Raw genomic sequence first — 26,158 nt, 5'->3', positions numbered from 1 at the left:
CGCCCGGCCCGCCCTCGCCGGCGGCGATTCGGCTCGATCCGGCACGCGACACACGGGTGCCGGCCCTGACGTCCGTCTCCTTGGCGGTGCGGGACAGGATGTCGTCTCCGCCGGTGTGGTGTTCCACGTGCTTCATCGCTTCTCCGGCCCCGTACACGACATGTCCGTCGCCGAGCGGAGGGCGCCGGCGACACCGTTATGGGAGAGGGCGGCCTCCCACCGCACCGGAATCGGTACCTTCTTCCTGCGCTGTACGGGGGCTTCGGGCACATGCCACGCGGGCGGACGCCGCGCCGGGCGGGTCTGCCGCGGGAACGTCCCCGGTCGTTCTCGTTCGTCACTCATCATCGACCCCCGCATACCCGCTGAAGCCCGAAGCATGGGGGGCGGAATCGCCGCGGACCGCTCGTGGTCGGACCACTCCCCCACGGAATCATCCTCTGAATCATTCGATTGGGGAGGCTTCACCGGCGTGATGGGGGTACCTGATGACTCCCGTCCGTTGTTCCCCCGGACCCCGGAGGCCTTCCTTGATTCCTTTCGTGCACAGGAAGCTGACCGTGCAACTCGTGGCCGCGCACGCCCAGCGCATCCGCGTGCTGGCCCATATGAGCTACTCCGCGGAGGATCCCCTGGCCGTGACGGCGACCTTCACCCATGAGGGCCGCCTCCTCGCGCAGTGGAGACTCGACCGGCGGATGCTGGCCGAGGGGGTGCAGCGCCCCGTCGGCGAGGGAGACGTACGCCTGCGGCCGCAGCGCGCGGGGACACGGAACGAGCTGCGCATCGAGTTGTCGTCCGGCAACGCCCGGGAGGGCGCGGGCCGGCAGCGGGCGGTGGTCCTCGCCCCGGCCCCCGCCGTCGTGTCCTTTCTGGAGGACACCTACGACGTGGTCGAGCCGGGGCACGAGAAGGTGTGCGTGGACGAGTTCCTGGACGAGCTCTTCGCCCGCACGGGCAAGTAGTCCCGCCCGGGCAAGGGGAGAGGAGGTGTCCGGCCGTGGCCGGACACCTCCTCTCTCTACGCCTGCGCCTCCCCGCAGGCCTACGCTCCGGCCGGTGCGCCGGTCGTCGCGGACGCCGGGCCCGTGACGGTACGGGGGCGGGGCACCACCGACACCGTCATGGGGTCGTGCACGGCTCGGAGTTGACGGCGCGCCGCTTCGAGGGCCGTACGGACGTCACGCGTGCCCATCGTCACGCACAGCGTGTAGGCGAGGTCCTGCGCGCGCCGGCCGCCCGGGCGGGACGCCGGTTCCCGGCTTTCGTCCTGCGCGAGCGCCTCGTACGCCTCGTACTCCTCATACTCCTCATACTCCTCGACGAGCTTGCGCAGGATGGCGGGATGGGGCTGCAGCATGGGGCTCCTGTCCGGATCGGGGATGGTGGCATCGTGCGGATCGCCGGGGTGGCGCAGGGGCGTCGCGCGGGTCAGTCGGGATGGGGCCGCTCGCCGCCACCGCGCCGGGCCGTCGCCGTCCGCGCGCCGAGGACCTCGTCGCGCACGCGCCCGCAGCTCCGGCTGATCAGCCGGGAGACGTGCATCTGGGAGATACCCAGCCGGTCGGCGATGCTGCTCTGCGTCATGTCCTCGAAGAAACGCATGTAGAGGATGGCGCGTTCGCGTTCGGGGAGCTGACGCAGCCCCTCCTTCGCGGCCTCGCGGTCGACGACGGTGTCGTACGACGCGTCGGGGGCGCCGAGGGTGTCCGCGAGGCTGTAGCCGTCGTCACCGCCCGCCACCTCCGCGTCCAGGGAGAGCGTGGTGAAGCTGTCCAGCGCCTCCATTCCGGTGGCCACTTCCTCTTCCGTGAGATGCGCGTGTTCCGCGATCTCGGCCACGGTCGGTGTACCCGAGCCGGCGCTCTGGGCGAGTTCACGACGCGCGACGCGCACCTTGTTGCGGAGTTCCTGCACGCGCCGGGGGACGCGGAGCGCCCACATCCGGTCGCGGAAGTGCCGCTTGATCTCACCCGTGATGGTGGGCACGGCATAGCTCTCGAACGCGCCCCGTTCCGGTTCGAACCGGTCGATGGCCTTGAGCAGCCCGAGTGCCGCGACCTGACGGAGATCCTCCAGCGACTCACCGCGGTTGCGGAACTTGCCCGCGATGCGATGGGCCATGGGCAGCCAGGCCTTGACCAGTTCGTCCCGTAGGGCTTCGCGCTCGGGCCCCTCCTCCAGCTCCGAGAGCCGGACGAAGACGGCGATGGTGTCAGGGGCGTCGTCGTGTGCCCGCTTCCCCGTGCCTTGGGGACGCGTGGACACACCGGACCCGTTGGCGGAATTCTCAACCAGCATGCGGAATCGCTCCTGAACGACGATTTCGAGGGGAAATGTCGCGGGAAGGGGTGCGCGGGGCGAAGAGGCCCCGAACGGGCACACCTCTCCCGTCGGCGCGCCTCTGGTCCGAAGCACGAACCCCCGCCTGCCCCACCGTCGTGTGGGCAAACAACCGTCCGCGCATGCTTCGTGACGCCCCACCGGGTGACGTCCGCCGGGCGCCGGAGCGGACCCGCCGCGGGAGCCGTGTCGCACCGGGCCGGGACGCGACGGGCGGACGACGATTTCACGCCAGACATGGCTGTGACACCGCACTCTCACCATTCCGTAGGAGTGCGCCGCGCGAACTCGGGCAAGCGAGGGATGTCATTGAGGATTCCAGCGATCGGGGAGGGCGGCATGGCAGCCGTGACGGCAGCGCAGGCAACGGCCACGGCGGGAGAGGCGGTCGGGAAACACGAGACGGGACTGCCCGTCATCGACGACCCGTCCAAGGTGGGACCGAAGGACGCGCGTGAACTGTCGCGTCAGTTCTTCGACCGGCTCGCCATGCTGGAAGAGGGCACGCACGAGCACCAGTACGTGCGCAACACCCTGATCGAGATGAACCTCTCCCTCGTGCGGTACGCCGCCTCGCGCTTCCGCGGCCGGGAGGACTCGCTGGAGGACATCGTCCAGGTCGGGACGATCGGGCTGATCAAGGCCATCGACCGGTTCGAGATCTCCCGCGAGGTCGAGTTCACCACGTTCGCCGTGCCGTACATCGTGGGCGAGATAAAGCGCTTCTTCCGGGACACGAGCTGGGCGGTGCACGTACCGCGGCGCCTCCAGGAGGCCCGGGTGGAGCTGGCGAAGGCCACGGACGAGCTGCGTTCCCGGCTGGGCCGCACGCCGACCACGCGTGAGCTCTCCCAGCTGATGTCGCTGTCCGAGGAAGAGGTCATCGAGGCCCGCAAGGCGGCCAACTGCTACAACTCCGCCTCCCTCGACGCCGCGCTCGCTCCCGGCGGCGCCCCGGACGAGAAGACCGTGCTGGCCGACGTCATCGGCGAGGAGGACCCCTCGCTGGAACTCGTCGAGGACTTCCACTCACTGGCTCCCCTGATCGCCGAGTTCGGCGAGCGTGAGCGCCGAATCCTCCACATGCGCTTCGTCGAGGAGCTCACCCAGTCCGAGATCGCCGGGCACCTCGGCGTCTCCCAGATGCATGTCTCGCGGCTGATCAGCCGCATCATCAAGCGACTGCGCGCCGGTCTGCTGGATCCCGACGTCGCCTGAGCCCGGCATCCGCCGCGCGGCGGATGCCGGGCGCGCGGCGTCGTGTCCGTGGCCGTGTCCTTCATCGTGTACGTGCGTCCGCGCCACCCGTGAAGCCGCGGGTGGCGCGGACGCACGTACACGCGAACACGACCCACGGACGACCTGCGGGGGCGGCACACGCCCGTCACATGTGGCAGTGCTCAGGCCCTCCGCTGCCGCCCGGCTCCCGGTGGGCCCGGCCGAGGGGAACCACCGCGGTGATGCGTTTGCCGCCGGACGGCAGTCCGGACACGGTCACATCGCGGGACAGCCGGCAGACGATCGGCCAGCCCCGGCCGCCGCAGCGCATCCGCCCGTGGTCGTCGACCGCGGGCGAGGCCACGGGGACCCGGTGATCGCGATCGCTCACCGACACGTACAGCTCACGGCCGACGAGGGCGACGTCGAACTCCGTGACACCTCCCCCGTGCAGCATCGCGTTGGTGGTCAGTTCCGAGACGACGAGCAACGCGTCCGAGAGGGTGTCCTCGTCGCAGCAGGTGCCTGCCGTACGGTCGGACACCGCCCGCCTGACGGCGTTGCGTGCCTCGGCCGGATTCCGCGGTCCTCGGCGGTCCCGCCCCGGTCCGGCCGGGCGCCCGGTGGTGTGGACCCGGTATTGCTCACGCATCCTCTCGCTCCCTGACTGACGAATGGGGCCGGCCGCTGCCGCAGCGCCGGCGGTACCCGTACCGCCCCGTCGCCCCCGGGGACATCCGTACCGGCCCCCGTCCGGGCGGTCCGTGACGTCCGTTCTGTCCTTTGTCTCCTTTACCTCGGCTGACCGCCCTGGGCCGTCCGAAACCGGGAAGTCCCCAGATGGCGAGAATCGCCGGGCGGTCTTCCGAATCCGCCCGGCCGAAGCCGGCGCACCACTCCCCCGGCCGTGGAACCGCACCGTGTGTCCGCGCGAATCCCGGGTATGCGCACGAGCGCATCGCCGTGGCGAGCAGGGGAGGCAAGGGAGGCATGACCCGGGCGACGACGCGCCGGAGGGTTTTCCCGCCTCCCGGGCGTTCACCGTCCGGGGGCACCGCCCGTGCCGACAGGCGGTGCATCGACCCCGGACTCCGGGGTACACGGCTTCGAACCGGTCATGCCTGTGGGAGGTACTTGTGTCTGTTGCCCAGAATCCCTTGTCGATCGAGGTGACGCTGCCACGGGAGGACGCCGTGCTGCTCACCATCGAGGGCGATCTGGACATCGATACCGCCACCGAGCTGCAGCACCACGTGGCGAACCAACTCCACCACGGTCGGCGGCACTTCCTGCTCGATGTCGCGTCGGTTCCCTTCATGGACTCGTCCGGGATGAACATCATCCTGCGGGTCTACCAGGAGGTCCGGCAGATCTCCGGGGGCGTGTACGTGATCTCCCCGCCTCCTGCCGTACGCCGCATCCTGGATCTCACCGGTGTCAGCATCACCGTGCCGACGGTGGAGAGCGCCGAGGAGGCGCTGGCCCTCGTCGACGACCCGCAGCCGGGCGCAGGCAGGTCGGATCCCGCGGAACCGGGAGAAGGATCTGCCGAGTAGACCCCACGTCGGCCCGCCCGCGATCACCGCGAGGTGGCATACGGAACATCAGCGGTGAACAACCTTTTCGGGGCCAACAGTTGCCGTTTGACAACTATGGCCGTGAGGCAACAGAGTGGGCGGGGCCAAGGCGTGGGAGGTGTGGAGTGTTCCGGTCGACGGAGACAGCTGCACACACCGCTCGACTGCGGTGTACGCACGATCGCCCCCCGGGCGCCGGCCCGAGACGGACCCGTACGGTCGGACCGGGACGGCGCCGTACGTCAGGCGCTTCTGACGCCGGGCACGTCGCCCTCGTGGATCTGCGCCGCCGCGGCGGCGGAGAACGCCTCGAGTCCCTCCATCAGCGCCGTCCGCTGCGCGGTCGGCATCTGCGCCAGTACGCGCTCCAGGGCGCTCTCGCGCCGGGCCCTGAGCTCAGCGAGGTACGAGCGGCCGCTTCGGCTCAGTCGCAGACGCAGTTCCCGGCGGCTGGAGGCACTGGGCCCGCGCTCCACGAGCCCGACGGCCTGGAGCCGGTCGCACAGGCGGCTGGCCGAAGGCGGTGTGGAGCCCAGGGCTTCCGCGAGCGTGCGGAGGTTGATGCCGTCGTTGTGCTCGAGGATGAACAGCACGCGGATCTGCGAGACGGACACCGGCGCCGTCGAAGCACGGCCCCACAGGACCTCCAGCAACTCCGCCGCCTCTGAGGTCGCACGCGCCACCTCGTCCGGCCGCGGATACGAGGAGGGGGAAGTCACGCGCCCAACTCTCCCAGGGTTCTCGCGCACTGTCAGCCGACCCGGGCGGACAGGTCGCACGGAGCGCCGGACACAGGCACAGACAGCCCGACGGAGGCGCCCGCCGCCAGGTGGGACATGCGCCGTCACGGCGGGAAGAAGGGCGTATCCGACATCGTGAACAGACGCGAGACAGCCGTGCGAGAACGTCGCTGCGCGGTTCCGCGCCACCCGGTGGCCGCGGTCCGCGTGATCGGCGCCCGCGGGATGCCGTACGGCGGCCACGCGGCGAAGGCCGTCGAGGTCCGCAGGGCCGAGCGGGCCGGGACGTGCCTCATCGAGTGGTCCGAACCACCCTGGATCGCGGGCCCCTTGGCCGCCGCCACCGCCGGGCCGTTGCCGCTCACCGCGACAGGGCCCCGCCGCCCCGGCCGTCGTGGCCACAGCGGAAACCGAGACCGTCCGATTCGGATCACCGGGGAGTCCAGCGGTCTTGTAGGGGATCAGGGCGTGCCTAGAGTTGTCGGGCAGCCGGCAGGAGACCGCACCTACGGGCCGCCCGCCGAAGCCGGGCCGGCGCACAGCAGGTAAGGAGAGGAACACGTGTCGGAGCAGGAAGCCGAAGGACACCAGGTGGCGCCCGCGCAGGAGGTCGGAGACTTCCTGCGGTTGCGTCGGGAGCAGATCGCCCAGCGCTGGGCGGACGCGGCGCTGTTCCGCACCGTCTTCACCGTCTCCCGGGACGAGGCGGTGGAAGCGGGCCGGGCGGTGGTGGAGGCGCTGGCCGCGGTGGCCGCCGCCGAACGCCTGGAGGACCCGGAGGCCGACGGCTTCAACGTCGTGCGCGACCAGCTGGCCCGTACGGCTGCGTCGCGCTCCCGCGCCGGTTCGACGAACAGTCAGATCTCCACCGAGGTGGACGCGTTGCGGCCGCCCGTCCTCGAACTGCTCGTCGCCGACCTGTCAGCCCGGGGGGAGGAGCACGTACGGGAGTGCACGACCGCCCTCACCGTCCTGATGGGCACGCTGCGCATGGTCGTCCTGGAGACGCTTCTGACCGCGGGTCAGGAGCTCATCGAACGGCAGCGTCTGCAGCTGCTCGAAGTGGCCACGCCCGTGATCAAGTTGTGGGAGGGCATCGTCGCCGTGCCGCTGATCGGCACCCTCGACAGCGCCCGCAGCCAGGTGGTGATGGAGACGCTCCTGGACTCGATCGTGGAACAGCACGCGCGTTTCGCGATCCTCGACATCACCGGCGTGCCGACCGTGGACTCCCTGGTGGCGCAGCACCTGATGAAGACCGTCGCGGCAGCACGTCTGATGGGAGCGGAGTGCATCGTCTCGGGCATCCGGCCCGCCATCGCCCAGACCATCGTCCATCTGGGCATCGACCTGGGCACGGTGATGACCCGCGCGAGCCTGGCGGACGCCCTCGCCTACGCCCTGCGGCAACAGGGCGCGGACATCGTGGCCCACGTGCCGGACGGTGCGGGTCCCCGGTGACCGGCCTCTCCCCCTCTCCGTACGGGGGACAGGTGCCGGTCCTCAGGATCGGTGACGTCCTCCTCGTCACGCTCCAGGGCGATCTGCACGACGGCACCGCGGAGCAGCTTCAGCAGGACGTCAGCGAGGCGGCCGCCGACAGCCGCGTCAACGGCGTGGTCATCGACCTCTCGGGAGTGGAGATCGTCGACTCGTTCCTCGGCCGGGTGCTGGCCGACATCGCCGCCAAGACGCGTCTGCTCGCCGCGGAGACCGTGGTGGCGGGGATGCGCCCCGCCGTGGCGATCACCCTCGTGGAACTGGGCCTGACCCTGCCGGGACTGCGTACGGCGCTCAGCACCGAAGAGGCTCTGCGCCTCCTCGGCGGAGCCTCGATCTCCCCCCGGTACGGGCGCACACGCCAGGAGAGTCCCTGATGCAGACAGCCGGCGGGCTCTCCGCCTGCCTGCCGATCACCTCGGACCTGGACCTGGTGTGGGTACGGCAGCACGTGCGGCAGGCCGCTGCCCAGCTCGGCTTCGGCCTGGTGGCGCAGACGAAACTGGTCACCGCGGCCAGCGAGCTGGCCCGCAACACCCTCGTCCACGGTGGCGGGGGCCAGATGGAGTGCGCACCGGTGAACAGGGGCGGCGTGCGCGGGCTGCGGCTCACCTTCAGCGACGAGGGGCCCGGTATCGCGGACCTCGACCAGGCCCTCCGCGACGGTTACACCTCCGCCGAGGGGCTCGGCATGGGCCTCGGAGGCGCTCGGCGCCTCGTGCACGAGTTCGACATCGACAGCAGCCCGGGCAGGGGTACGACCGTGACGGTGGCCTCGTGGGTCTCCGCTCCCCCGCGTCCGCGCGAGGAGCGCTGATGCCACGCGTCTGGGAGGTACCGGTCCACGACTCGACCCGCGTACGCGACGTGCGGGTGGCGACCGAGGCGGCGGCGGCCCGGGCGGGGCTCGACGAGAGCCGCGCCGCGAGCGCCGCCCTCGTGGCCACCGAACTCGCGACGAACCTGCTCAAGCACGCGGGCGGCGGCCTGGTCCTCCTGGACCTGGTGGACTCCCCCACCGAGCTCTCGGGGCGGGAGCGCGCCTCGGTCGTGCAGATCGTGGCGATCGACCACGGCCCGGGCATCCGCAACGTGGTGGCCGCGCTGCGCGACGGCTACACGACCACCGCGTCGCTCGGTGCGGGTCTCGGTACCTGTCGCCGGGTCGCCGACGAGTTCGACCTGCACAGCACGCCGGGGCGCGGAACGATCGCCATGGCACGGGTCGGTGCCCGTCGGGGGCGCGCCGAAGGGCCGGGGCGTACCGCCCGCCCCTCGGTACGGGCCGGCGGCGTCAACATCCCCTTCGCGGGGGCGGAGTACTCCGGGGACGCGTGGGCAGGGGTCCGGGCGGACAACCGCGTGACGCTGATGCTGGCCGACGGTCTGGGCCACGGCCCGGACGCGGCACGCGCGTCCTCGGCCGCGGTGGAGGAGCTGCGCCGCTCGGCCGACGCGCCGCCGGCGGAGCTGCTGCGGCGGCTGGACGGCGCCCTGCGCGACACCAGGGGTGCGGCCGTGGCCGTGGCCCAGCTGGATGTCGCCGCCGGACGGCTCCACTTCGCCGGTGTCGGGAACATAGGTGCCCGGCTGCGCTCCGGCGACAGATGGCAGGCCCTGCTCTCGCGTCCCGGGATCGTCGGCGCCCACCGGTCGGCGAGACTGCCCCAGCAGCAGGTGGGCTGGGAGGACGACTGCCTGCTGGTACTGCACAGTGACGGGCTGCCGAGCCGCTGGAGCCCCGGTCCGGCGGCGTACAGTCCTTCCCTCGACCCCGCTGTCATCGCCGCCGTGATCGTGCGGGACGCGAGCAGCCCCGCCCGGCCGGTGCGCGACGACACCGCGGTCGCCGTACTGAGCCCCGTACCGCCGGACCGCACCTCATGACCCGTACCTGGCACGTCAGTACCGTCACCGAGGCCGCGCGGGCCCGGATCGCCACCGCCCGGCTGGCCACCGCGCACGGTGTGCCGGGCGTCGAACGCACACGTCTGGTGACCGCGCTCACCGCACAGCTGCGGCAGTGCCTGACCAAGGGCGGTCCCTGGCGGATCGGTGTGGAGGTGACCGCCGCCCGGGACGGGAGCGGCCGGTTCGTCGTCGAGGTGGCCTCGGCGGGGAACCGAGCACCCGACGCACGGCCGCCCTGGCGCGTCGCGGCCGTCGTCCCCGGGCACGGCGAGGCCTCCGGGGCGGAGTACGTCGCGGACGACGCGGAGACCCTCGCGGAGGCCCTGTTCAGCGCCGACGAGGACGCGGCCCTGCTGCTGGAGAAGCTCGACGAGCAGGAACGGCTGGTCGCCTTCCACCGCGAGGAACTCCACCAGACCAACCAGGGCGTCCTGGCCCTCCATGCCGAACTGGACGCTGCCGGGCGGGCCCAGCGCGAGCTGTTCGCCGCCGAGCAGAAGGCCCACGCGGAGGCGGAGCAGGCCCGGGGCCGGCTGACCTTCCTGGCCGACGCGAGCGCCGCTCTCACGGCCTCGCTGAACCACGACGCGATCGTACGGATCCTGCCCGAGCTGCTCGTGCCGCGGTACGCCCGCACCGTCGACGTATGGCTGTTCGACGACGAGGAGGACGAGCAGCGCCGCAACCAGCCGCATCCGGCCGCCGCCGTTCTCGCGGCGCGGCGAGGGCGCCCGCAGTACGCCGCCGACCATCCCGGCGGCCTGCCCGGCGTCGACGACCAGCCCCACTCAGCGCTGCAACCCACCCGGCCGCTGCTGTGCATCCCCCTGGTGACCCGCGGGGCACCACTGGGCGTCCTGACGCTATCGCCCCCCGAGGAGCGCTGGAACGCCGACGACGCCGTCATGCTGATCGAGCTCACCCGGCGGGCCAGCATCGCCCTGGAGAACGCCAAGCGCTTCGAGCACAACCGCGACATCGCCGAGACGCTCCAGCGGGCCCTGCTCACGGACCTGCCCACGACCCCCGGTCTGCATCTCGCCGCGCGCTACCTCCCGGCCACCCACGGTCTGAACATCGGCGGGGACTGGTATGACGCCTTCCGCCAGCCCGACGGCAGCCTGATCACCGTGATCGGCGACGTGACCGGGCACGGTCTGCACGCCGCGGTGATGATGAGCCAGTTGCGCACCGCCCTGCGGGCCTATGCCGTGGACGGTGGCAGCCCCGGCGAGCTGCTGACCCATCTGCACACGTTCCTGCACCGTCTGCAGCCCGATCTGTACGCCACGGCCGTCATCGCGCGCTTCCACCCCGACGATCCCACCCTCACCTGGGCCGCCGCGGGGCACCCGCCACCCGTTCTGCGCACGCCGGACGGGCAGGTGCACACGCTCGACGCCAAACCGGGGGCCATGCTCGGCATCCCGCTGCGGCAGAGGATCAGCGACCATACGGTGCCGCTCCCTCCCGGCTCGACGCTGGCGCTCTACACGGACGGCCTGGTGGAGCGCCGTGCGCAAGGCATAGACCCGGGGATCCGGCGGCTCGCGGCGGAGCTGGGGACCTTCGCGCCGGCCGACCTCGACCGGGATCTGGACGGGGCGGCCGACCGGCTCCTCCAGCCCCTGCTGGACGATTCCGAGCACGACGACGACGTGTGCCTGCTGCTCTGCCACATCCACAGCGACGCGGCGAGGATCAGGGAGGCGGTGCCCTCCGGCACACGGGTCTGAGCGGGGCTGATCCGATCGGGTCCGGGCGGAGGTGTCAGCTCCGGCCCGGGTGTGTCTCCCCCGTCGGCCGGGTGTCCGGCAGCGGGGTCCGGGAGTCGTGGAAGGCCCTGAGGATCTCCTCCAGCGACCTGCGCTGCCCGGGCGACAGGCCGTCGAGCGCCGTGGTCAGGTACACGGACAGCCGGTCGGTGACATCGGTCAGGAACCGGCGGCCGTGGGCGGTGACCACCAGCCGGACCTCGCGACGGTCGTCGGGCTGTACGTTCCGCTGCAGCAGTCCGGCGGCTTCGAGCCGGTCGCACAGCCGACTGGCCGTGGGCAGCCCGATGTCCAGGTGCTCGGCCAGTGCCGTGAGGTTGAGTTCGGGCCGGCGGCGCACGATCCTCAGGGCCCGTACCTGGCGGGCGGGCAGACGCGGGGTGACGTCCTCGACGGCGGCGAACCAGATCGTCACCAGGTTCTCCACCGCGTCGGCCACCTGCCGGCCGACGGCGTCGGCGCCGACGTGCGGGGCTTCTTCACAGCCCACCGCCCGTCACCCTTCGCAGACCGTCCGGCGCTCCCCGGGGAGCCGTCTGGACCATGCCGGGAGCGCCGGGCGGCCTCCTTTCGTGGCTTTCGCGGCACCGGCGGCATCACTCCGGGCCTCGCGGACCGGGTGGTGCCCTGGCATGCGAACAGTTCGAGCGGTAGCCACGTACGCTTCTCTCTCAGTCAACTCCGGCCCAAGCATTGGTCATGCCCAAGGGCCTACCCGGAGCGCCTGGGAGTACACGGAGGTCTCACGTCCTCCACGTGGTACCTCGACAAGCCGGTCACAGGTCCCGGTCACAGGTCTCGGTCACAGGTCCGTGGGCAGACCACTTGCCTCGGCGATGCCCCTCAGTTCCTCGTCCTCCCGGTAGCGGGCGCGGATGCAGTCCGCGATGTCCCTGCGCCGCTCCGGGTCGGACGCCGTGTCCGGGTCGGTGACGACCCGGACGGGCTCGCCGCCCTCGATCTCGATCTGGATCAGTTCGTTGTCGACGCGTCCGGTGACGGCGGTGGCGATGACCAGGGCGGCCTCGTCACGGATGGTCTGGGAAACCTCGCCCTCCGGTTCGTCGTCGGGGTCCTGGCCGACCGGGCCGGGTTCCTGCGAGTCGAGCGCCCTCAGCACCGGCTCGACCATACCCAGCAGGAGCTCGTACTCCTCGGGGGCCATGCTCATGCGCAGGAGGCCGAGGTGGAAGTCCAGGGCCTCACTGTGGGGTGGGAGATTCGGCTCGTTCATGATGCTCGGGTTCCCCGATATCCGGATCGCTCCCAGAAAACGCTCAAGAGGCACGATGTTCTTCTCGGACTTGCCCTGTGGAGTCGGTTTTGTGGGACTTCGGACGTGAGGGCTCGCTTGGGCTTGGGCTTGGGCTTGGGCTTGGGCTTCAGCGTGAGGGCATCGGCCCTGGAGGCTCTGAGTCGTCTCCTGTCGACAGGTGCCCGATCTCGCCGGCCATGTGGGCGGCGAGCGCCCGGGCCCGGGGCATGATGCCGCGCCAGTCGTCCGGCCGCTCGCCGCGGTAGGCCGCTCGGGCGAGAGCCAGGGCCGGGCGGTGCTCGGGCGGGAGGAGACCGAGGGCCCAACCCGCAGCGGCGTCCTTGGACTTGATCGTGCCGGTCGCGAGGGTCGTCCAGACGCGGGCGAGCGTCAGGAGGACGTTGCGGGTGTCCGGCTCCAGTTCGGCCATGAGGTCCGGGACGCCCGCGACGATCGCGCGCCGCAGGTCCTCGTACGGGACGGGTGCGAGGACCTCGTCCGGTGGGGGGCCGAGCAGGGCCGTGCCGCCGCCCAGCGCCATCGTGATGAGCGGCGCGAGGTCGGGCATGGGGGCGGGCTCGGGTACGACGCCCCGCTGGAAGTCGTCGCGCAGCCATTCCCCGTACAGGAACTCGCAGCGCGGCGGGTAGCGCCACGGGCGGACGTCGTCCCGCGCGACGACGATCAGCTCCACAGGCCGTGCCGCGCCGCCCACGGCCCGCGCGCCGGAGAGGCGCATGAGCCCGTCGACCAGGGCCCGTCGCTCGTCCTCCGTGGTACGGCGACGGACCACGACCAGCACGTCGAGGTCACTGCTCGGGCGCAGACCGCCGAGGACGGCGGATCCGTGCGGGTAGGCGCCGACGAGCCCGTCACCGAACACGCGGCGGACCAGATGCAGGACGTCGTCGAGCTGCCTCACGGGACAGGATGGTAGGCGAGCGCACGACAGGCAGCGTGTGTGGGCCTGGCAGCACGAGGGTCGGCGGCCGCGAAGCTCCCGGCCGGGGGGCCACACGCAACGGGCGCGGGCCCGCAGGCGGGCGGGCTTCCGCAGCGCGGGGGCAAGGCAGTACGCGGCGGGGCCGACAGGCGTGGGGGTTGGCGGATCGCCGGATCGCCGTACTGCCGCCGCGCGGACAGGGCCGCCCGTGGTCGGCAGCCGTCGGCAGGCGGGCGTGGGGCCGATGGGTATGAGGGCCGGCGGACCGCAGGGCTTCCGCCGGGCGGAGACGGTGACCGGGCAGGCGTACGTGCTCCGGAGGCAGCCGCACGCACCGGACCCCTTCGGCTCGGCCACGACGAACCGCACCGCACCTCACGGCAGGCCCGACCAACGACAGGCCCTAGCTCACCACCGTCCCGTACATCTCCCCCAGCGGATCGGCGAGGAGTTCGACGCGGGCTCCGTCGGGGTCGCGGAGGTAGATCGACGTGCCGCTCTCCTCCTGGTGGTCGATTCCCGCGGCGATGAGCTTGTCGCGCAGGCGGTGCCAGGTGGCGGGTTCGACGGAGATGGCCAGGTGGTGGAGTCCGCCGAGGACCTCCGCGTACGGGCCGAGGTCGAGGCCGGGGAAGTCGAAGAAGGCGAGGAGGTTGCCGTGGCCGACGTCGAAGAAGAAGTGCGTGGAGCCCCTGTAGTCGCGGTTCTCGATCATCTCGGTGAGCGGGAACTCCAGGAGGTCCTGGTAGAACCGCACGGTCCGCTCCACGTCCGAGGAGAGCAGCGCCACATGGTGCACTCCTCGCGCACTGCTCGCCGGCCGGTCCGCGGCCAGGTACCGGTCCCGGATGCGGGCGCGTTCCGCCTCGATCGCAGCGAGGTCCGCAGGGTCCACGTGGGGCTCCTCAGCACAAGCAGTTTGCGGTTCAACCAGTCGGCGTCCAACTCTAGGCGCCTACGATGCGTGGTCAACCCGGCGCGCGACGCATACGAGTCGTTCTCGACGGCGCGTTCCGGCCTTGCCGCGGGCCATCAGGACAGCTGGAGCGACAACCGCCTTGACTGCCAGGGCAATTGAGTCGCCGGCCAGGATGGCGCCCGCATAATGGTCCGGTGACCACCCCCTCCCCCGTGCCGGTGCGGCACGTTCCCGTCGTGATCGTCGGGGCCGGGCCCGCAGGACTGACCGTCGCCAACATCCTGCGCGCCGCCTCGGTCGACTGCGTCGTGCTGGAGGCCGAGAGCCGGGAGTTCATCGAGCGGCGGCCCCGCGCGGGCTTCCTGGAGGAGTGGGCGGTGCGCGCCCTGGAGCGGCGCGGCCTGGCCGACCGGATCGTGGAACGGGCCTCCACGCACTCGGAGTTCGAGTTCCGCTTCGAGGGCGGGCGCCACCCGTTCCGGTACACCGAGCTGACCGGCCACCACCACTACGTCTATCCGCAGCCGCTGCTGGTGACGGACCTGGTACGGGAGTACGCCGACGTCCGGGGCGGCGACATCCGGTTCGGTGTACGTGACGTCGAGCTCCACGGCATCGACGGCGAGCGGCCCTCCGTGTCGTACTCGGATCCGGAGACCGGTGAACGGCGGCTGCTGCGCTGCGAGTTCGTCGCCGGCTGCGACGGAGCGCGCGGTGTGACCCGTACCGCGATGCCCGCCGCCCGCACGGCCGTCGCCCGGCACGATCATGGCGTGGGCTGGCTCGCGCTGCTCGCCGAGGCACCGCCCTCGTCCGACTGCGTGATCCTCGGCGTGCATCCACGGGGCTTCGCCGGCCACATGCCGCGCAGCCCCGAGGTCACCCGCTACTACCTGCAGTGCCCGCCGGGCGACGACCCCGGGAACTGGCCGGACGAGCGGGTGTGGCCCGAGCTGCACACCCGTCTGGCGGTGGACGGGGCGCCGCCGCTCACCGAGGGCCCGCTGATCGAGAAGCGCGTGCTCGACATGCACGACTACGTCACCGAGCCGATGGCGTACGGACGGCTGTACCTCGCGGGCGAATCGGCCCATCTCGTGGCACCGATCGCGGCGAAGGGCATGAATTTGGCGCTGCACGACGCGCTGCTGCTCGCCGACGCGCTCGTGGCGTACCACGGCAAGGGCGACGACAGCGGGCTGCGCGGCTATTCGGCGGCCTGTCTGCGGCGGGTCTGGCACTACCAGGAGTTCTCGCAGTGGCTGTCCGAGCTGTACCACGGGCCGTCGTCCGGCAACCCTTTCCGTGCGGGAACGGCGTCCGCGCGGCTGCGCCGGGTCCTCGGCTCCCCCGCCGCGGCGACCAGCTTCGCCGAGATGTTCCTCGGCAAGGACACGGATCACTAGGCCCTGTATCCAAACGACAGGACCTGGGCGGCGAGGAAGCGGACACCGGCCAGGGCCCGCTAGAACGCGTGGGCGTCGCAGCAGCCGTCCCTGCGCATCAGCCGCCCGAGTCCGAGCCAGTCGTCCTCGGCCGCCCTCGTGCGCCGGGCCGACGGCTCGAAGGCGGTAACCAACTCGTCGGTCGTGTACGGCACTCCGCCCCTGAGGACCGAGACCGTGCGGACGAGGGTGGCGAAGTCCTTGAACGGGTCGCCGTCGACGACGGTCAGGTCGGCGAGCCTGTCCTCCTCGACGGTGCCGAGATCGCGGTCGACGCCGAAGAGGCGGGCCGGCAGGACGGTCGCGGTGCGCAGGGCCTGCGCCGGGGACAGTCCGCCCCGGTGCAGGGCGCGCAGGCCCAGATGGAGGGAGAGGCCGACGGGGACGATCGGCTGGTCCGTACCGAGGGCGACGAGGCCGCCCGCGGCCAGGATCCGCCGGTATATGTCGGTCTCCGTACGGAGCGCGGCGAGCTGGGCGGGCGTGGGTGGGACACCGGCCGCCTGCCGAACGGCCGCGGCGTCCCAGGGAGGCATCACCACCGTGACGCGCGGGTCGTCGGCGAGGGCGGGGTCCGCGCCGAGGAGGGGCGCGGCGGTGAACGGGGTGGCGATCAGGGAGAAGTCCACACCGCGCGCGCTGTAGGTCTCCGTGACGTCCTGGTACGCGCGGCCCGTGGTGGTGATCGCGTGGCCGAACTCGGCCCGCTGCGTGGCCTGGAGATGCGTCGTCACGTCCTGGCCGAGCTGGACTCCCGGTGAGAGCAGATGGCCTCCGGTCCGTACGCCGAGGCGCTCGTGGGCGAAGCGGGCGGCCTCCTCCATCACCCATGTGGGCGCCCGCACATAGGTCTTGACGAAGTCCCAGTCCAGCGCGGCGGCCCGCTCCAGCGAGCGGCGCAGCCCCTGCCGGGTGCGGTGGGCCCGGCCCATGCTGTACGCGACGCGCGTGCCGTCGAGGAGTTCGCCGGTGGTGAGCAGCCGGGGCCCGGCGAGCTGTCCCGCGGCCACCGCCTCGCGGATCCGGGCCTGTTCGTACGCGAACCCGCCGAGGGAGACGGCCGTGGTGATGCCGTAGGTGAGCTGTCCGGCGGTCTGGCGTCCGCCGTAGGTGCTCTGCCAGGGGTGGATGTGCGTGTCCCAGAGGCCCGGGATGACGGTGTGGGAGGACGCGTCCATACGCCGGAGGGTGGCGCGGCGGGCCGGCCGGTGGGGTTCCACCGCCGCGACGCGTCCGCCGCGTACGACGATGTCGACGTCGTCCCGGACGTCCTCGCCCGTGCCGTCCCACAGGCGGCCGGCGTGCACCACCAGGTCGGCGGGTGTGGGCCTGGAGCCGGAGAGGGGAACGCGGACGGTGCGGGCCGAGCCGCCGTCGGCGTCGATGAGGCGCAGGCGGGTGCCGGACAGGTACAGCAGGCTGCGGGAGTCGCCGGACCAGGAGGGATGGTCGGCCGGTTCTGAGGTGAGGGTGCGCGGCTCGCCGCTCGGGGTGCCGTCGGTGTCGACGGGCAGCAGGCACAGCGCGGACTCGACGACGAGCGCCATCCAGCGGCCGTCGGGCGACCAGACGGGCCCGGAGTCGTACCGGTCCGCGATCGACGTGTGGGGCGCGACCGCGTGCAGCCGGTCGGTGCCGTTCGCCGTGTCGACGATCCGGATGAGGTTGTAGCCCTCGCGGAAACGGCCGTTCAGGCGGTTGCGGTCGCAGAGAGCGAGGTGGCGGCCGTCGGGCGACCAGCTGGGACGTCCGGGCAGTCCGCCTCCGCCGAGGGGTGCGGCCAGGACGCGTTCCTCGCCGGAGGCCAGGTCGCGGACGAGGAGCCGTCCGGTCAGGTCGAGGCAGGCGAGCCGCTGCCCGTCGGGTGACAGTGCGGGAAAGACCCGGCCGCCGGTCGCGAGCGCGGTCTCCTCGCCGGTGGCGAGTTCGTGCCGGTACACGCCGAGGAGCCCGTCACGGTCGTCGGCGTAGACGAGCGACCGCCCGTCCGGTGCCCAGGCGGGGGCGAGGAGGTAGCGCGTGGGGGCCGCACGGCGCAGCCTACGGGGTGGGCGCCCGCCCGAACTGCCCGCAAGCCACAGCGAGTTGAGGGCGGCGAACGCGATCTGCCGCCCGTCGGGCGACAGCGCGGGAAGGTGGATGCCCCGCACCGGACGTACGCGGGCCCGGGCCTCCCCCAGGTCGTACTCCTTGGTCCGGTACCGCGACCGCTCCACGGGGAGCACGCCCTCGAAGGGGACGGTCTCCGGCTCCCTGGGTCTGTCGGGCCGTACGAGGGTGAAGGCGCCGTCGACCGTCAGGAGCAGCTCCCCCGCCGGCGTCCAGCGCGGGGGCACCGGGGCGATGTCCCCGGCGACCGGGACGGGGCGGCCGTCGACGACGAGGGTGCAGGACCCGTTCGGGGAGGCCGTGGTGCGCAGATGGGCCAGACGGCCGTCGGGGGCGAGGGTGGGCGTCATGACCTGCGCTGCCTCGGTCTCGGTGTGCCGGACAGTGACCGGGCCGGTGCCGTCGGCGGGGACTGCGGCGATCGTACGGGCCTCCAGGCTCACGCCCTGGGGTGTGGTGACCGTCCTGGCGCGGACGAACAGGACGCGGGCGCCGTCCGGGGACCAGGTGGGGTCGAAGTCCTCCCACGGGCCGTCCTGCAGGGGGCCGTCCTGGCCGGGGCGGCCGGTGACGCGGGTGATCCGGCCGGTGCGCAGGTCGAGGACGTGGACGCGGTACGGGCCGCCCTCCACCGGGTCTCCGCCGCGCTCGGAGGCGAAGGCGAGCCGGGTGCCGTCCGGCGACCAGGCCGGCCCGCGGTCGTCCCAGGGGCCGTCGGTGCGCTGCCGCAGACCGGAGCCGTCCGGGCGCATGGTCCAGAGGTGGAAGCCCCCGCCCCGGTAGGCACAGAAGGCGATGAGCCCGCCGTCCGGGGAGTGCGTGGGACGGCCGGGTTCGAGGTCCTCGGGGGTCAGCGGACGGGCCGTACCGCCGGTGCGGGGCACGGACCACAGGACGCTCTGGACCTCGGCGACCAGGCGATCGCCGGCGGGCGCGAGGGTGGCCGAGCCGTTGGTCGCGTGGGTGAACGTCAGGGAGAGACCGGTGCCCGGTCGTACCGCCGCCGGGGCCGCCGGGGCCGCCGGGGCCACGAGGGGAACGGCACCCGCGGCGGCGAGGAGTTGACGGCGGGTCGGGCGGAAGGCGCGGGCGGGACGTAAGGCGGCGGTGTTCCGGTCACGGTCCATGGCAGTGCACGCTGGCGTACCGCCCGCCCCGTGGGCAACAGCACCATTCACGCCATCGGGTGACGTGTCCTGCGTCGGTGAGGTGAAGGCCCCTGGTGGGTGACGTGGTGTCAGTCGCTGGTGGTGTGGCGCAGCCGGGTCCACATCGGCAGGACGAACCAGCACAGCAGGTACCAGGCGATGACCCCCGCCACCAGCCACGGCACGTAGTCGTCGTCGGTGGCCACGCGCAGGATCAGCAGCAGTGCCGCGGTCATCGTGGCCAGCAGCAGGATGAGGCCCGCGAAGGTCATACGGGAGGCCCATGTCACCGCCTGCGGCTTGATCCGCCGCCCGGAGACGAGCCGGTGGAAGGAGACCGGACCGATCAGGGCGCCGGTGGCGGCGGCCCCGAGGACCACCGTCACGATGTAGATGGTCCGGTCCGTCTGCGACAAGTGCGGGTACCGGGGTGTGAACACGACCGTGAGCAGGAAGCCGAACAGGATCTGCACGCCCGTCTGGGCCACGCGGACCTCCTGGATGAGTTCGCCCCATCTGCGGTCGGCCCGCTCGTCCTCCGTCTCGTCGCGGCCCCGTCCCCGGCCCTCCTCCACGGTCAGACCCTTCGCCAGCGTGCCATCGCGAACGAGAACAGACCGAACAGGACGAGGCCCGCCGCCACACAGGTCAGGGCCGTCGGGCCCAGCGGGGTGTCGGCGAAGGAGCGGAGGGTGTCGTCGAGTCCCTTGGCCTTGTCCGGTTCGTAGTCGACGGCGGCCCGTATCGCGAAGGCGCCCGCCACCGCGAACACCAGTCCGCGCGCCGCGCCGCCCACCACACCCGCCGTGTCGACGGCCCTGCGGGTCCCGCGGGACATCTCGGCGAGCCTGAGGTGCTTGTGGTAGCTGCGCATCACGGCCCGTGCGCCGATCCACACGCCCGCCACGACGACGCCCGCGCCGGCCGCGGCCACCAGCCACTGGCCTCCGGGCAGTTCGAGTGCTTTGGCCGTCACGTCCCTGGACTGCTCGTCGCTTGAGTTGCCGCCGCCACCCGCGCCAGCTCCGCCACCCGCACCCGCACCTGCGCCTGCGCCTGCGCCTGCGCCTGCGGTGAAGGTGAGCACGGAAGAGGCGACCACCGTGTAGAAGACGCAGCGTGCGGCCGCGGCGAGCCTCTTGCGCCGGCTGCGGCCGTCCTTGCCCGGCCCGCCGAACACCACCTCGGAGAGCCGCCACAGCGCCATGCCGACCAGACCGACACCGAGCGCCCAGAGTAAGAACTCCCCGAGGGGCTTCTCGGAGAGTTCCGCGAGAGCGCCACCGCGGTCCGCCTGTTTCTCCCCCTCTCCGAAGGCGATCTGCAGCGCCAGGACGCCGACCAGCAGATAGATGGCCCCGCGTGCCGTCAGGCCCGCCCGCGCCGCTCCCTCCGTCACGGAGTCCCGGGCGGCGCGGCCGGTGCGCGGTACCGTGATCGCCCGAGTGGTCACGACCCGGCCACCCGGGGTGATCGGGCCCCTTCCAGCCGCAGCTGGACCTGGACCTCCTGGTCGCCGGCGATGGCGCCGACCTCCTCGACGGTGAACGACTCCTCCAGGGCCTCCCGCAGATGCCGTACCGCGAGCGGGCTGCCCTGGACGTCGGCGGTCACCGGGCCCGACAGCGGCACGGGATGCGGCTCGTGCGGGTGGCCCGTGGGGTGCTCGGGGTCGTCGAGCAGGTCGAAGGTGCCCGCCCACACGGTAGGGCGGTCACGGTTCACCTCGTGCGGTTCCTCACCGACGCAGCGGTCCGAGGAGAAGCACTGGCACAGGACGTCGAACATCAGACCGGCGTCGTGCGCGTCGCAGTCACTGAGAACCACCTGGACCTGTGATGCAGGCAGCCGGGGCAGGTTCACGGGGATCCTCCCTGTCGTGGACGGGGCACCGTGCGGGTACCCCCAGCCTGCGGCCGAAACGGGATCCCCGCATGTCACGTGGCCGGATCGGGGGCGCGGGAGCGGCCCTGGACGACGAGGGCCGTGGGCTATGTTGAGTGCTCGTGGGAGACGAGACAGGCGCACGGGTGCCATCGCCGCAGCAGGCACGCGCGCAGGCGTCCGCGATCACCTCGGGCCGGGCCGGAGCCGAGGCGGAGGCCACCGCCCCGGCTCCGGCTCCAACCTCCCTGCTGAGGGCGCTCTTCGACGGTCCCCGCCTGTCGCCCGGGCAGCGGCGGATCGCCCACTACCTGATCGAGCACATCACCGAGGCCGCGTTCCTGTCGATCACGGACCTCGCGGAGCGCGTCGGGGTCAGCCAGCCCTCGGTGACCCGGTTCGCCACGGCCATGGGCTTCAGCGGGTACCCCGCGCTGCGGGAGCGGCTCCAGTCCATAGCGCTCGGCGCTCTCGGCAGCGCCCCCGGCGCCCCTGCCGAGAGCCGCGGCAACGAACTCCAGGAGGCCGTGGACGCCGAGATCGCGAACCTGGAGAACCTGCGGCGTGACTTCGCCGACCCGGACCAGGTGATAGAGACCGGCAGGGCCCTGTCCCGGTCGACGCCGCTCACGGTCCTCGGACTGCGTATCTCCGGGGCGCTCGCCGAGTACTTCGCGTACGCCGCGCGACGGATCCACCCCGACGTGCGGCTGGTGACCCGGGGCGGCAGCGTCGCGTACGACGCACTGCTGCAGTCGCGCGAGGCCGGCGGCACCTGGCTGCTGGCGTTCGCGATGCCGCGCCACGCACAGGAGACGCTCACCGCCCTGCGGGTCGCCCGGGGTGCGGGACTGAAGGTCGCCCTGATCACCGACCTGGCCCTCGGGCCGGTGGCCGACGAGGCCGATGTCGTCTTCACCACGGGGACGGGATCACGCCTGGTCTTCGACTCGTACGCGGCGCCGGTCCTGATGTCCGCGGCGCTGCTCCAGGCCATGACCGACGCCGACCCGGAGCGGACACAGGCGCGGCTGGAGGAGTACGAACAGGTCGCCGAACAGCACCAGTTCTTCCTCAAGGACTGAGCGGGGTCTCCGCTTGGGGAGCGAGCCCGCTCAGGGGCGCCCGCTCGTTCCCGGCACCGCGGCCGCCCTCACCGGAGAGGAGTGCGCATCTCGGTCAGGTATGAATTTTTTCATGTTCTTGCAAACTCATCGGTATATATAAATACTTCTCGCGGATCGTGACCCGGCCGCCACGCCGGGCCACGTCGTCCGCCCGGGATCGTCCGGTCCTACCCGCTACGGCGCCCCGGGTGCGGTGGCCCCGGTCATCCCCTAGGCCGGGGCCGCCCAGACTCCCGCCCTTGGCGCCGACGCAAGACCGGAGCGATGAACATGGCCCTCACCTCCTCGACGATCAGCGCCGACTGGCCGTGTCAGGTGAAGCCACCCGGCAGCTACGACTGGGAGCGCTCGGCCGCCAAGTGGCTGCGCGAGCTGGTGCCGGCCCGCTACGGCAGCTACCCCACGATGCTCCGCCACCCCGTCCTGCTCGCCCGTCACGCCCAGATCCAGGTGCAGCACGAGATCCGCGTCGCGCGTACGGCCCTGCAGACCGCGCGGGCCGAGCTGCCCCGTCTCGGGCTCACCGAGTCGGTCATCGAGCACACCATCAAGATGTACGCCGCGGAGGTGCTGCAGCTGAACCACATCGCCCGCAGCATCCGGGCGGTCAGCCGGGCCCTCGTGGACAGCAACCTCGCGCGCGTCCCGCACTGAGCCGACGAAGTCGAGATAGGAACGGCCCCGGCGGGAAACAGGAAAGGGCGGGAAGGAAAGGAACAGGACCGCAGGAACAGGCGCGGGATCGGCGAGGCGAGGCGAGGCGAGTCGGCGTCGCCGGCGAGGGGCAGGGCTCATGGATTCCTGGACGTGGCTGGTCGTGGCCGCCGCCGTGGTCGCGGCGGTCGTCCTCGGGGTGGCGGTGGCGCTGTTGCTCCGGCTCGTGAGGGCACGCCGGGACCTGCGCCGTGCCGGACTGCCGACCGGGCCGCGCTGGGTCTTCTGGGGCGCGGTCCTGTATCTCGTCCTGCCGACCGATCTGCTGCCGGACCCCGTCTATCTGGACGACATCGGGATCCTGCTGCTGGCGCTGAGGTCGTTGCGGACCGCCCGGGACGAGGTGCCGGAGGGCGGGACGGGAACTCCGCTGCGCAGGTGAGACGTTGTCCCGCTGAACGGTCACTCCGACGGGCGGCGGCGATGAGCGAGCTGGTTCCCGGGGGCAATCTGCCCCTGCCGGTCGGCACCCTGACTCTCCGGGTGCCGGGTCCCTTCGACGTGTCCGCGCTCATCACCGACGAGAGCGGAAAGGTGCGCGGGGACGGCGACTTCGTGTTCTACAACCAGCCCAGCGCGCCCGGAGTCCGCCTCCGGGGCGAGGCGCTCACCGTCGATCCGGCCGCGCTGCGGGCCGGGGCGAGCCGCGTCACGGTCGTCGTCAGCCCCGCCGACCCCGACACACCCCTTGGGCGGCTGCCCGCGCCCTCACTCCAGGTCACCGGCCCGGGCGGACGCGTCGTCACCCGCTTCACCCCACCGCGACCGCAGCGCGAGACCGTGCTGCTGCTCACCGAGATCTACCGGCGCGGCCCGGCGTGGAAGCTGAGGGCCCTGGGGCAGGGGTACGCGGACGGACTGGCCGGTGTCGCACGGGACTTCGGGGTCGATGTCGTCGAGGACGCCACGCCGGCGGCCTCTCCGGCATCCGGGGGCGGCGGCGGAGGCGGGGCCCTGGCCGGTGGCGGAGGCGGGGCCCTGGCCGGTGGCGGAGGCGGCGCCGACGCCGGGGCCCCGCCCCGTCCGGGTGCCGCACCGGAGCCGGGGCGCTTCCGGATACCGAGGATCGGCGGCGGGCAGGGCGGCGGATTGCGGATACCGAGGATCGGGAGCGGCCGGGGCGGTGGAATCCGGCTGCCGGGAAGCGGGAGCGGGCAGGGCGGCGGCCTCCGGCTGCCAGGAAGCGGAAACGGGCAGGGCGGCGGCTTTCGGGTGCCCGGTGCCTCGGCCCCCGCGAACAGCGGTGGCCCGCCAATGACGGGTCCCGGCGCCCACGCCACGCGTGTACCGGGTGCCGCCGCAGGGACGAACGGCCACCCGGCGCGCGGGGGTGCCCCCGACCCCGACGGCTTTCTGCCGCTGGTGAACTCCGCGCGGGCGGGGGCCGGTTCGCCTGCCGTGGCGCTCGACGCGCGGCTCATGGCGGCGGCGCGGGAGCATGCCTCCGGGATGGCCGCACGGGGACGGCTCGCTTCCGAGGGACCGGACGGGCGGTCGGTGTTCGAGCGGGTCACGGCGGGCGGTTACACGTACCTGGCCATCGGCGAGCATCTGGTCTCCGGCCCGCGCACACCCGCCGAGTTCGTGGACTACTGCCTGTCCACCGAGCAGGCCCGCGGCACACTGTGCGATCCGGCGTTCACCGAGGCGGGGCTGGCGTACGTCGTCGGCGGGCGCTCCGGCGACGTGTACTGGACGGCCCTGTGGGCACGGCCGTTCTCGCCGGCCGGGCTGGCGCGGACGGCCGCCGAGGTCATCGCGCTCACCAACGCCGAGCGGGCGTCGGCGGGGCTGCCGCCGCTGGCCGACGATCCACAGCTCGCCGCCGCGGCGCAGGCCCACAGTGCGGACATGGTCGCGCGCGCCTTCTACTCGCACACCTCCCCCGACGGCAGCGAGCCCTGGCACCGGGCCGCCGCCGCGGGCTCCGCGCGACGTTCGATCGGCGAGAACATCGCCTGCGGCCAGCGCTCCCCCGCCGAAGTCGTACGCGGCTGGATGGACAGCCCCGGCCACCGCGCCAACATCCTCAAACCGGGCTTCACCCACATAGGCATCGGCTTCGCCGGGGGCGGCGCCGCGGGCACGTACTGGACGCAACTGTTCGGCGGCTGAACGGTGCCGTCGACGGGGCGGTGGCGTCGGGCGTCCTACCGGTCAGTCGGCCGTCAGGCCGATACCCAGCACGTCCAGGACGCCGTACACACCGAGGAACACGATGGCGGCGCTGCTCAGGGCGAGGGCCACGGTGAGCCACGCGTTGGCGCGGAAGCGGCGTTCGACTCCGGTGGCGCGCAGCCGCCAGACGGCGATGACCACGGCCAGGAGGAAGACGCCCCCGCCGATGCCGCCGATCTGCACCATGAGGACCGGTGACTGGACGTACAGGAAGCAGGCGGCCCAGACCGGTGGCAGACAGCAGGTGAGGAGCTGGACGGTGCGGCGGCGGACGCGGACGTCGCGCCAGTCGACGACACCGAGCAGGCCGAGCGTGTTGGTCCACAGCCGGGGCACGCTGGCGGTCGAGCCGATGAGGGTGGAGAAGAGGACGGCGACGGCGCCGGCGAGGAACAGGTACTCGGCCCAGGGCCCCATGGTGTCGGTGTAGACACGGGACAGGGTGGTGATCATCGCGTTGCCCTCGGGCACCAGCTTCTGCGGGTGCAGGACGGCCGCGCCGATGACGTAGAAGGCGAGCGTGCAGAGGGTGCAGACCAGCCAGCCGGCGGCCACGTCGAGGCGCATCACCTTCAGCCAGCCCTCGGCGCGCCGCGCCCGCTCCTCGGTGCCGTCGTCGGGGCCGGTCCAGCGGGCGTACCCCTTCTCGATGCACCAGTAGGTGTACGTCGTCATCTCGTCGGCGCCGACGCCGGTGATGCCGAACATGGCGAGGGCGATCCCGGCGGTGCCGGCCGGGATGAGGAAGCTGAGGCCATCACCCAGGTCGCTCGCGTCGTACCCGAACTCGGTGGCCGGCAGACCCAGCGCGAGGCCCACCGTGGCGACGGTGAAGACGACGACGCAGGTGACGCAGATCCACTCGACGACTCCGTACCTGCCGGTGCGGAGCGGGATGACGGCGGCGGCGGTGACGAGGACCGTCCACACGGCGAGGGAGCGGAAGCTCAGCGCCTCGCCGGTGATCGGCCACAGGACCGAGCAGGCGGCCGCGGTGCCGCCGATGATGCCGCCGCGCTGGAACATCTTGGCGAAGTCCATGCCGATCCAGAGCCAGTTGATCCAGCCCATCCGGCCGATGCGCGGGCCGATGTCGCGGTAACCCTCCAGCGCGGTACGGCCGTTGAGGATGGTCCAGCGGGCCAGCTCCATCTGCACCCACACCTTCACCGCGGTGCTGACGATCACCAGCCACAGCAGCGCGAAGCCCGCCCTGGCACCGAGCGAGGTGGTGACGATGAGCTCGCCGGATCCGACCACGGCCGCCGACAGCACGAAGCCGGGGCCGAGGTGGCGCAGACGGCCCCCGAAGGTGGTGGGCGCTTCACGGACGTCCTCGGCGCGCAGGGCGTACGGGTCGTCGGGGTGGGGT

At 72.4% G+C, this 26,158-nt stretch carries 27 protein-coding genes; 13 read left to right on the top strand and 14 right to left on the bottom strand.

Annotated elements, in window-relative coordinates:
* The first annotated feature begins 542 nt into the window (after positions 1-542).
* The gene (locus FNH04_RS15665) at positions 543-965 is read left to right on the top strand and encodes an SsgA family sporulation/cell division regulator (protein ID WP_386576307.1); all 423 of its coding nucleotides are present in this window, start codon (positions 543-545) and stop codon (positions 963-965) included.
* Between the two features lie 80 nt (positions 966-1,045).
* On the opposite strand, the gene FNH04_RS15660 is transcribed toward FNH04_RS15665, so the two are convergent.
* Together FNH04_RS15660 and FNH04_RS15655 are read right to left on the bottom strand one after the other, a co-directional pair.
* A complete protein-coding gene (locus tag FNH04_RS15660; RefSeq protein WP_152784586.1) occupies positions 1,046-1,360 on the bottom strand; it encodes a DUF5133 domain-containing protein in 315 nt (104 codons plus the stop codon).
* A 71-nt stretch (positions 1,361-1,431) separates the two neighbouring features.
* A complete protein-coding gene (locus FNH04_RS15655; RefSeq protein WP_152784584.1) occupies positions 1,432-2,301 on the bottom strand; it encodes an RNA polymerase sigma factor SigF in 870 nt (289 codons plus the stop codon).
* Between the two features lie 381 nt (positions 2,302-2,682).
* On the opposite strand from FNH04_RS15655, the gene FNH04_RS15650 reads away from it, so the two are divergent.
* On the top strand, positions 2,683-3,561 hold the full coding sequence (locus FNH04_RS15650; RefSeq protein WP_152784582.1) for an RNA polymerase sigma factor SigF: 879 nt from the start codon (positions 2,683-2,685) through the stop codon (positions 3,559-3,561).
* A 166-nt stretch (positions 3,562-3,727) separates the two neighbouring features.
* Here the strand turns inward: FNH04_RS15650 and FNH04_RS15645 are convergent, their stop codons facing one another.
* Complete coding sequence (locus FNH04_RS15645; protein WP_152784580.1) at positions 3,728-4,213, bottom strand: ATP-binding protein; 486 nt, start codon at positions 4,211-4,213, stop codon at positions 3,728-3,730.
* Positions 4,214-4,697: 484 nt separating this feature from the next.
* On the opposite strand from FNH04_RS15645, the gene FNH04_RS15640 reads away from it, so the two are divergent.
* On the top strand, positions 4,698-5,117 hold the full coding sequence (locus FNH04_RS15640; protein WP_322723123.1) for an STAS domain-containing protein: 420 nt from the start codon (positions 4,698-4,700) through the stop codon (positions 5,115-5,117).
* 263 nt (positions 5,118-5,380) lie between these two features.
* Here FNH04_RS15640 and FNH04_RS15635 read toward each other — a convergent pair whose 3' ends face one another.
* Together FNH04_RS15635 and FNH04_RS15630 are read right to left on the bottom strand one after the other, a co-directional pair.
* Positions 5,381-5,857, bottom strand: a complete 477-nt coding sequence (locus tag FNH04_RS15635; RefSeq protein WP_322723122.1) for a MarR family winged helix-turn-helix transcriptional regulator — start codon at positions 5,855-5,857, stop codon at positions 5,381-5,383.
* 125 nt (positions 5,858-5,982) lie between these two features.
* Positions 5,983-6,243, bottom strand: coding sequence for a hypothetical protein (locus tag FNH04_RS15630; RefSeq protein WP_152784578.1), 261 nt, complete (start codon positions 6,241-6,243; stop codon positions 5,983-5,985).
* 196 nt (positions 6,244-6,439) lie between these two features.
* Between FNH04_RS15630 and FNH04_RS15625 the strand changes: the two genes are divergently transcribed.
* From FNH04_RS15625 to FNH04_RS15605, 5 genes are read left to right on the top strand one after another with little or no spacing between them, the layout of a single operon-like run.
* Complete coding sequence (locus tag FNH04_RS15625) at positions 6,440-7,339, top strand: STAS domain-containing protein (protein WP_322723121.1); 900 nt, start codon at positions 6,440-6,442, stop codon at positions 7,337-7,339.
* On the top strand, positions 7,336-7,755 hold the full coding sequence (locus FNH04_RS15620; RefSeq protein ID WP_322723120.1) for an STAS domain-containing protein: 420 nt from the start codon (positions 7,336-7,338) through the stop codon (positions 7,753-7,755). Before FNH04_RS15625 ends, FNH04_RS15620 begins: the two co-directional genes overlap by 4 nt.
* On the top strand, positions 7,755-8,195 hold the full coding sequence (locus FNH04_RS15615; RefSeq protein WP_152784576.1) for an anti-sigma regulatory factor: 441 nt from the start codon (positions 7,755-7,757) through the stop codon (positions 8,193-8,195). Before FNH04_RS15620 ends, FNH04_RS15615 begins: the two co-directional genes overlap by 1 nt.
* Positions 8,195-9,265: an ATP-binding SpoIIE family protein phosphatase gene (locus tag FNH04_RS15610; protein WP_152784574.1), complete on the top strand. Its 1,071-nt coding sequence runs from the start codon at positions 8,195-8,197 to the stop codon at positions 9,263-9,265. Before FNH04_RS15615 ends, FNH04_RS15610 begins: the two co-directional genes overlap by 1 nt.
* Entirely contained in the window at positions 9,262-11,025 is a 1,764-nt protein-coding gene (locus FNH04_RS15605) for a PP2C family protein-serine/threonine phosphatase (RefSeq protein WP_152784572.1), read from the top strand. The genes FNH04_RS15610 and FNH04_RS15605 overlap by 4 nt, the downstream gene beginning before the upstream one ends.
* Before the next feature lie 34 nt (positions 11,026-11,059).
* Here the strand turns inward: FNH04_RS15605 and FNH04_RS15600 are convergent, their stop codons facing one another.
* The 4 genes from FNH04_RS15600 to FNH04_RS15585 all read right to left on the bottom strand — a co-directional run bounded on the left by FNH04_RS15600 (position 11,060) and on the right by FNH04_RS15585 (position 14,157).
* Entirely contained in the window at positions 11,060-11,554 is a 495-nt protein-coding gene (locus tag FNH04_RS15600; protein WP_322723119.1) for a MarR family winged helix-turn-helix transcriptional regulator, read from the bottom strand.
* Positions 11,555-11,866: 312 nt separating this feature from the next.
* Entirely contained in the window at positions 11,867-12,298 is a 432-nt protein-coding gene (locus FNH04_RS15595; protein ID WP_152784570.1) for a hypothetical protein, read from the bottom strand.
* 148 nt (positions 12,299-12,446) lie between these two features.
* A complete protein-coding gene (locus FNH04_RS15590) occupies positions 12,447-13,241 on the bottom strand; it encodes an aminoglycoside adenylyltransferase family protein (protein ID WP_322723118.1) in 795 nt (264 codons plus the stop codon).
* Positions 13,242-13,665: 424 nt separating this feature from the next.
* A complete protein-coding gene (locus FNH04_RS15585; protein ID WP_322723117.1) occupies positions 13,666-14,157 on the bottom strand; it encodes a VOC family protein in 492 nt (163 codons plus the stop codon).
* 218 nt (positions 14,158-14,375) lie between these two features.
* On the opposite strand from FNH04_RS15585, the gene FNH04_RS15580 reads away from it, so the two are divergent.
* A complete protein-coding gene (locus tag FNH04_RS15580; protein WP_322723116.1) occupies positions 14,376-15,587 on the top strand; it encodes a 4-hydroxybenzoate 3-monooxygenase in 1,212 nt (403 codons plus the stop codon).
* 59 nt (positions 15,588-15,646) lie between these two features.
* Here the strand turns inward: FNH04_RS15580 and FNH04_RS15575 are convergent, their stop codons facing one another.
* From FNH04_RS15575 to FNH04_RS15560, 4 genes are all read right to left on the bottom strand, one after another.
* Positions 15,647-18,862, bottom strand: a complete 3,216-nt coding sequence (locus FNH04_RS15575; RefSeq protein WP_152784564.1) for an amidohydrolase family protein — start codon at positions 18,860-18,862, stop codon at positions 15,647-15,649.
* 110 nt (positions 18,863-18,972) lie between these two features.
* Positions 18,973-19,458 carry a DUF6328 family protein gene (locus FNH04_RS15570; RefSeq protein WP_322723115.1) on the bottom strand — a complete coding sequence of 162 codons (486 nt, stop codon included), beginning with the start codon at positions 19,456-19,458 and terminating at the stop codon, positions 18,973-18,975.
* 2 nt (positions 19,459-19,460) lie between these two features.
* On the bottom strand, positions 19,461-20,336 hold the full coding sequence (locus FNH04_RS15565; RefSeq protein ID WP_322723114.1) for a DUF1206 domain-containing protein: 876 nt from the start codon (positions 20,334-20,336) through the stop codon (positions 19,461-19,463).
* Positions 20,333-20,746: a hypothetical protein gene (locus FNH04_RS15560; RefSeq protein WP_322723113.1), complete on the bottom strand. Its 414-nt coding sequence runs from the start codon at positions 20,744-20,746 to the stop codon at positions 20,333-20,335. The genes FNH04_RS15565 and FNH04_RS15560 overlap by 4 nt, the downstream gene beginning before the upstream one ends.
* 143 nt (positions 20,747-20,889) lie before the next feature.
* Between FNH04_RS15560 and FNH04_RS15555 the strand changes: the two genes are divergently transcribed.
* The 4 genes from FNH04_RS15555 (at position 20,890) to FNH04_RS15540 (ending at position 24,723) form a co-directional block, all read left to right on the top strand.
* On the top strand, positions 20,890-21,852 hold the full coding sequence (locus FNH04_RS15555) for a MurR/RpiR family transcriptional regulator (protein WP_322723112.1): 963 nt from the start codon (positions 20,890-20,892) through the stop codon (positions 21,850-21,852).
* Between the two features lie 312 nt (positions 21,853-22,164).
* On the top strand, positions 22,165-22,548 hold the full coding sequence (locus tag FNH04_RS15550; protein ID WP_194236690.1) for a hypothetical protein: 384 nt from the start codon (positions 22,165-22,167) through the stop codon (positions 22,546-22,548).
* A gap of 139 nt (positions 22,549-22,687) precedes the next feature.
* A complete protein-coding gene (locus FNH04_RS15545; protein WP_152784560.1) occupies positions 22,688-22,990 on the top strand; it encodes a DUF1232 domain-containing protein in 303 nt (100 codons plus the stop codon).
* A 41-nt stretch (positions 22,991-23,031) separates the two neighbouring features.
* A complete protein-coding gene (locus tag FNH04_RS15540; protein WP_152784558.1) occupies positions 23,032-24,723 on the top strand; it encodes a CAP domain-containing protein in 1,692 nt (563 codons plus the stop codon).
* A gap of 42 nt (positions 24,724-24,765) precedes the next feature.
* On the opposite strand, the gene FNH04_RS15535 is transcribed toward FNH04_RS15540, so the two are convergent.
* Positions 24,766-26,158: Nramp family divalent metal transporter (locus FNH04_RS15535; RefSeq protein WP_152784557.1), on the bottom strand; the 1,393-nt coding region annotated here is incomplete at its 5' end.

Origin of the sequence: Streptomyces phyllanthi, from assembly GCF_009377205.1 — a bacterium.
Taxonomy (GTDB): domain Bacteria; phylum Actinomycetota; class Actinomycetes; order Streptomycetales; family Streptomycetaceae; genus Streptomyces; species Streptomyces phyllanthi.
This window is presented reverse-complemented; position numbering and strand designations above follow the sequence as displayed.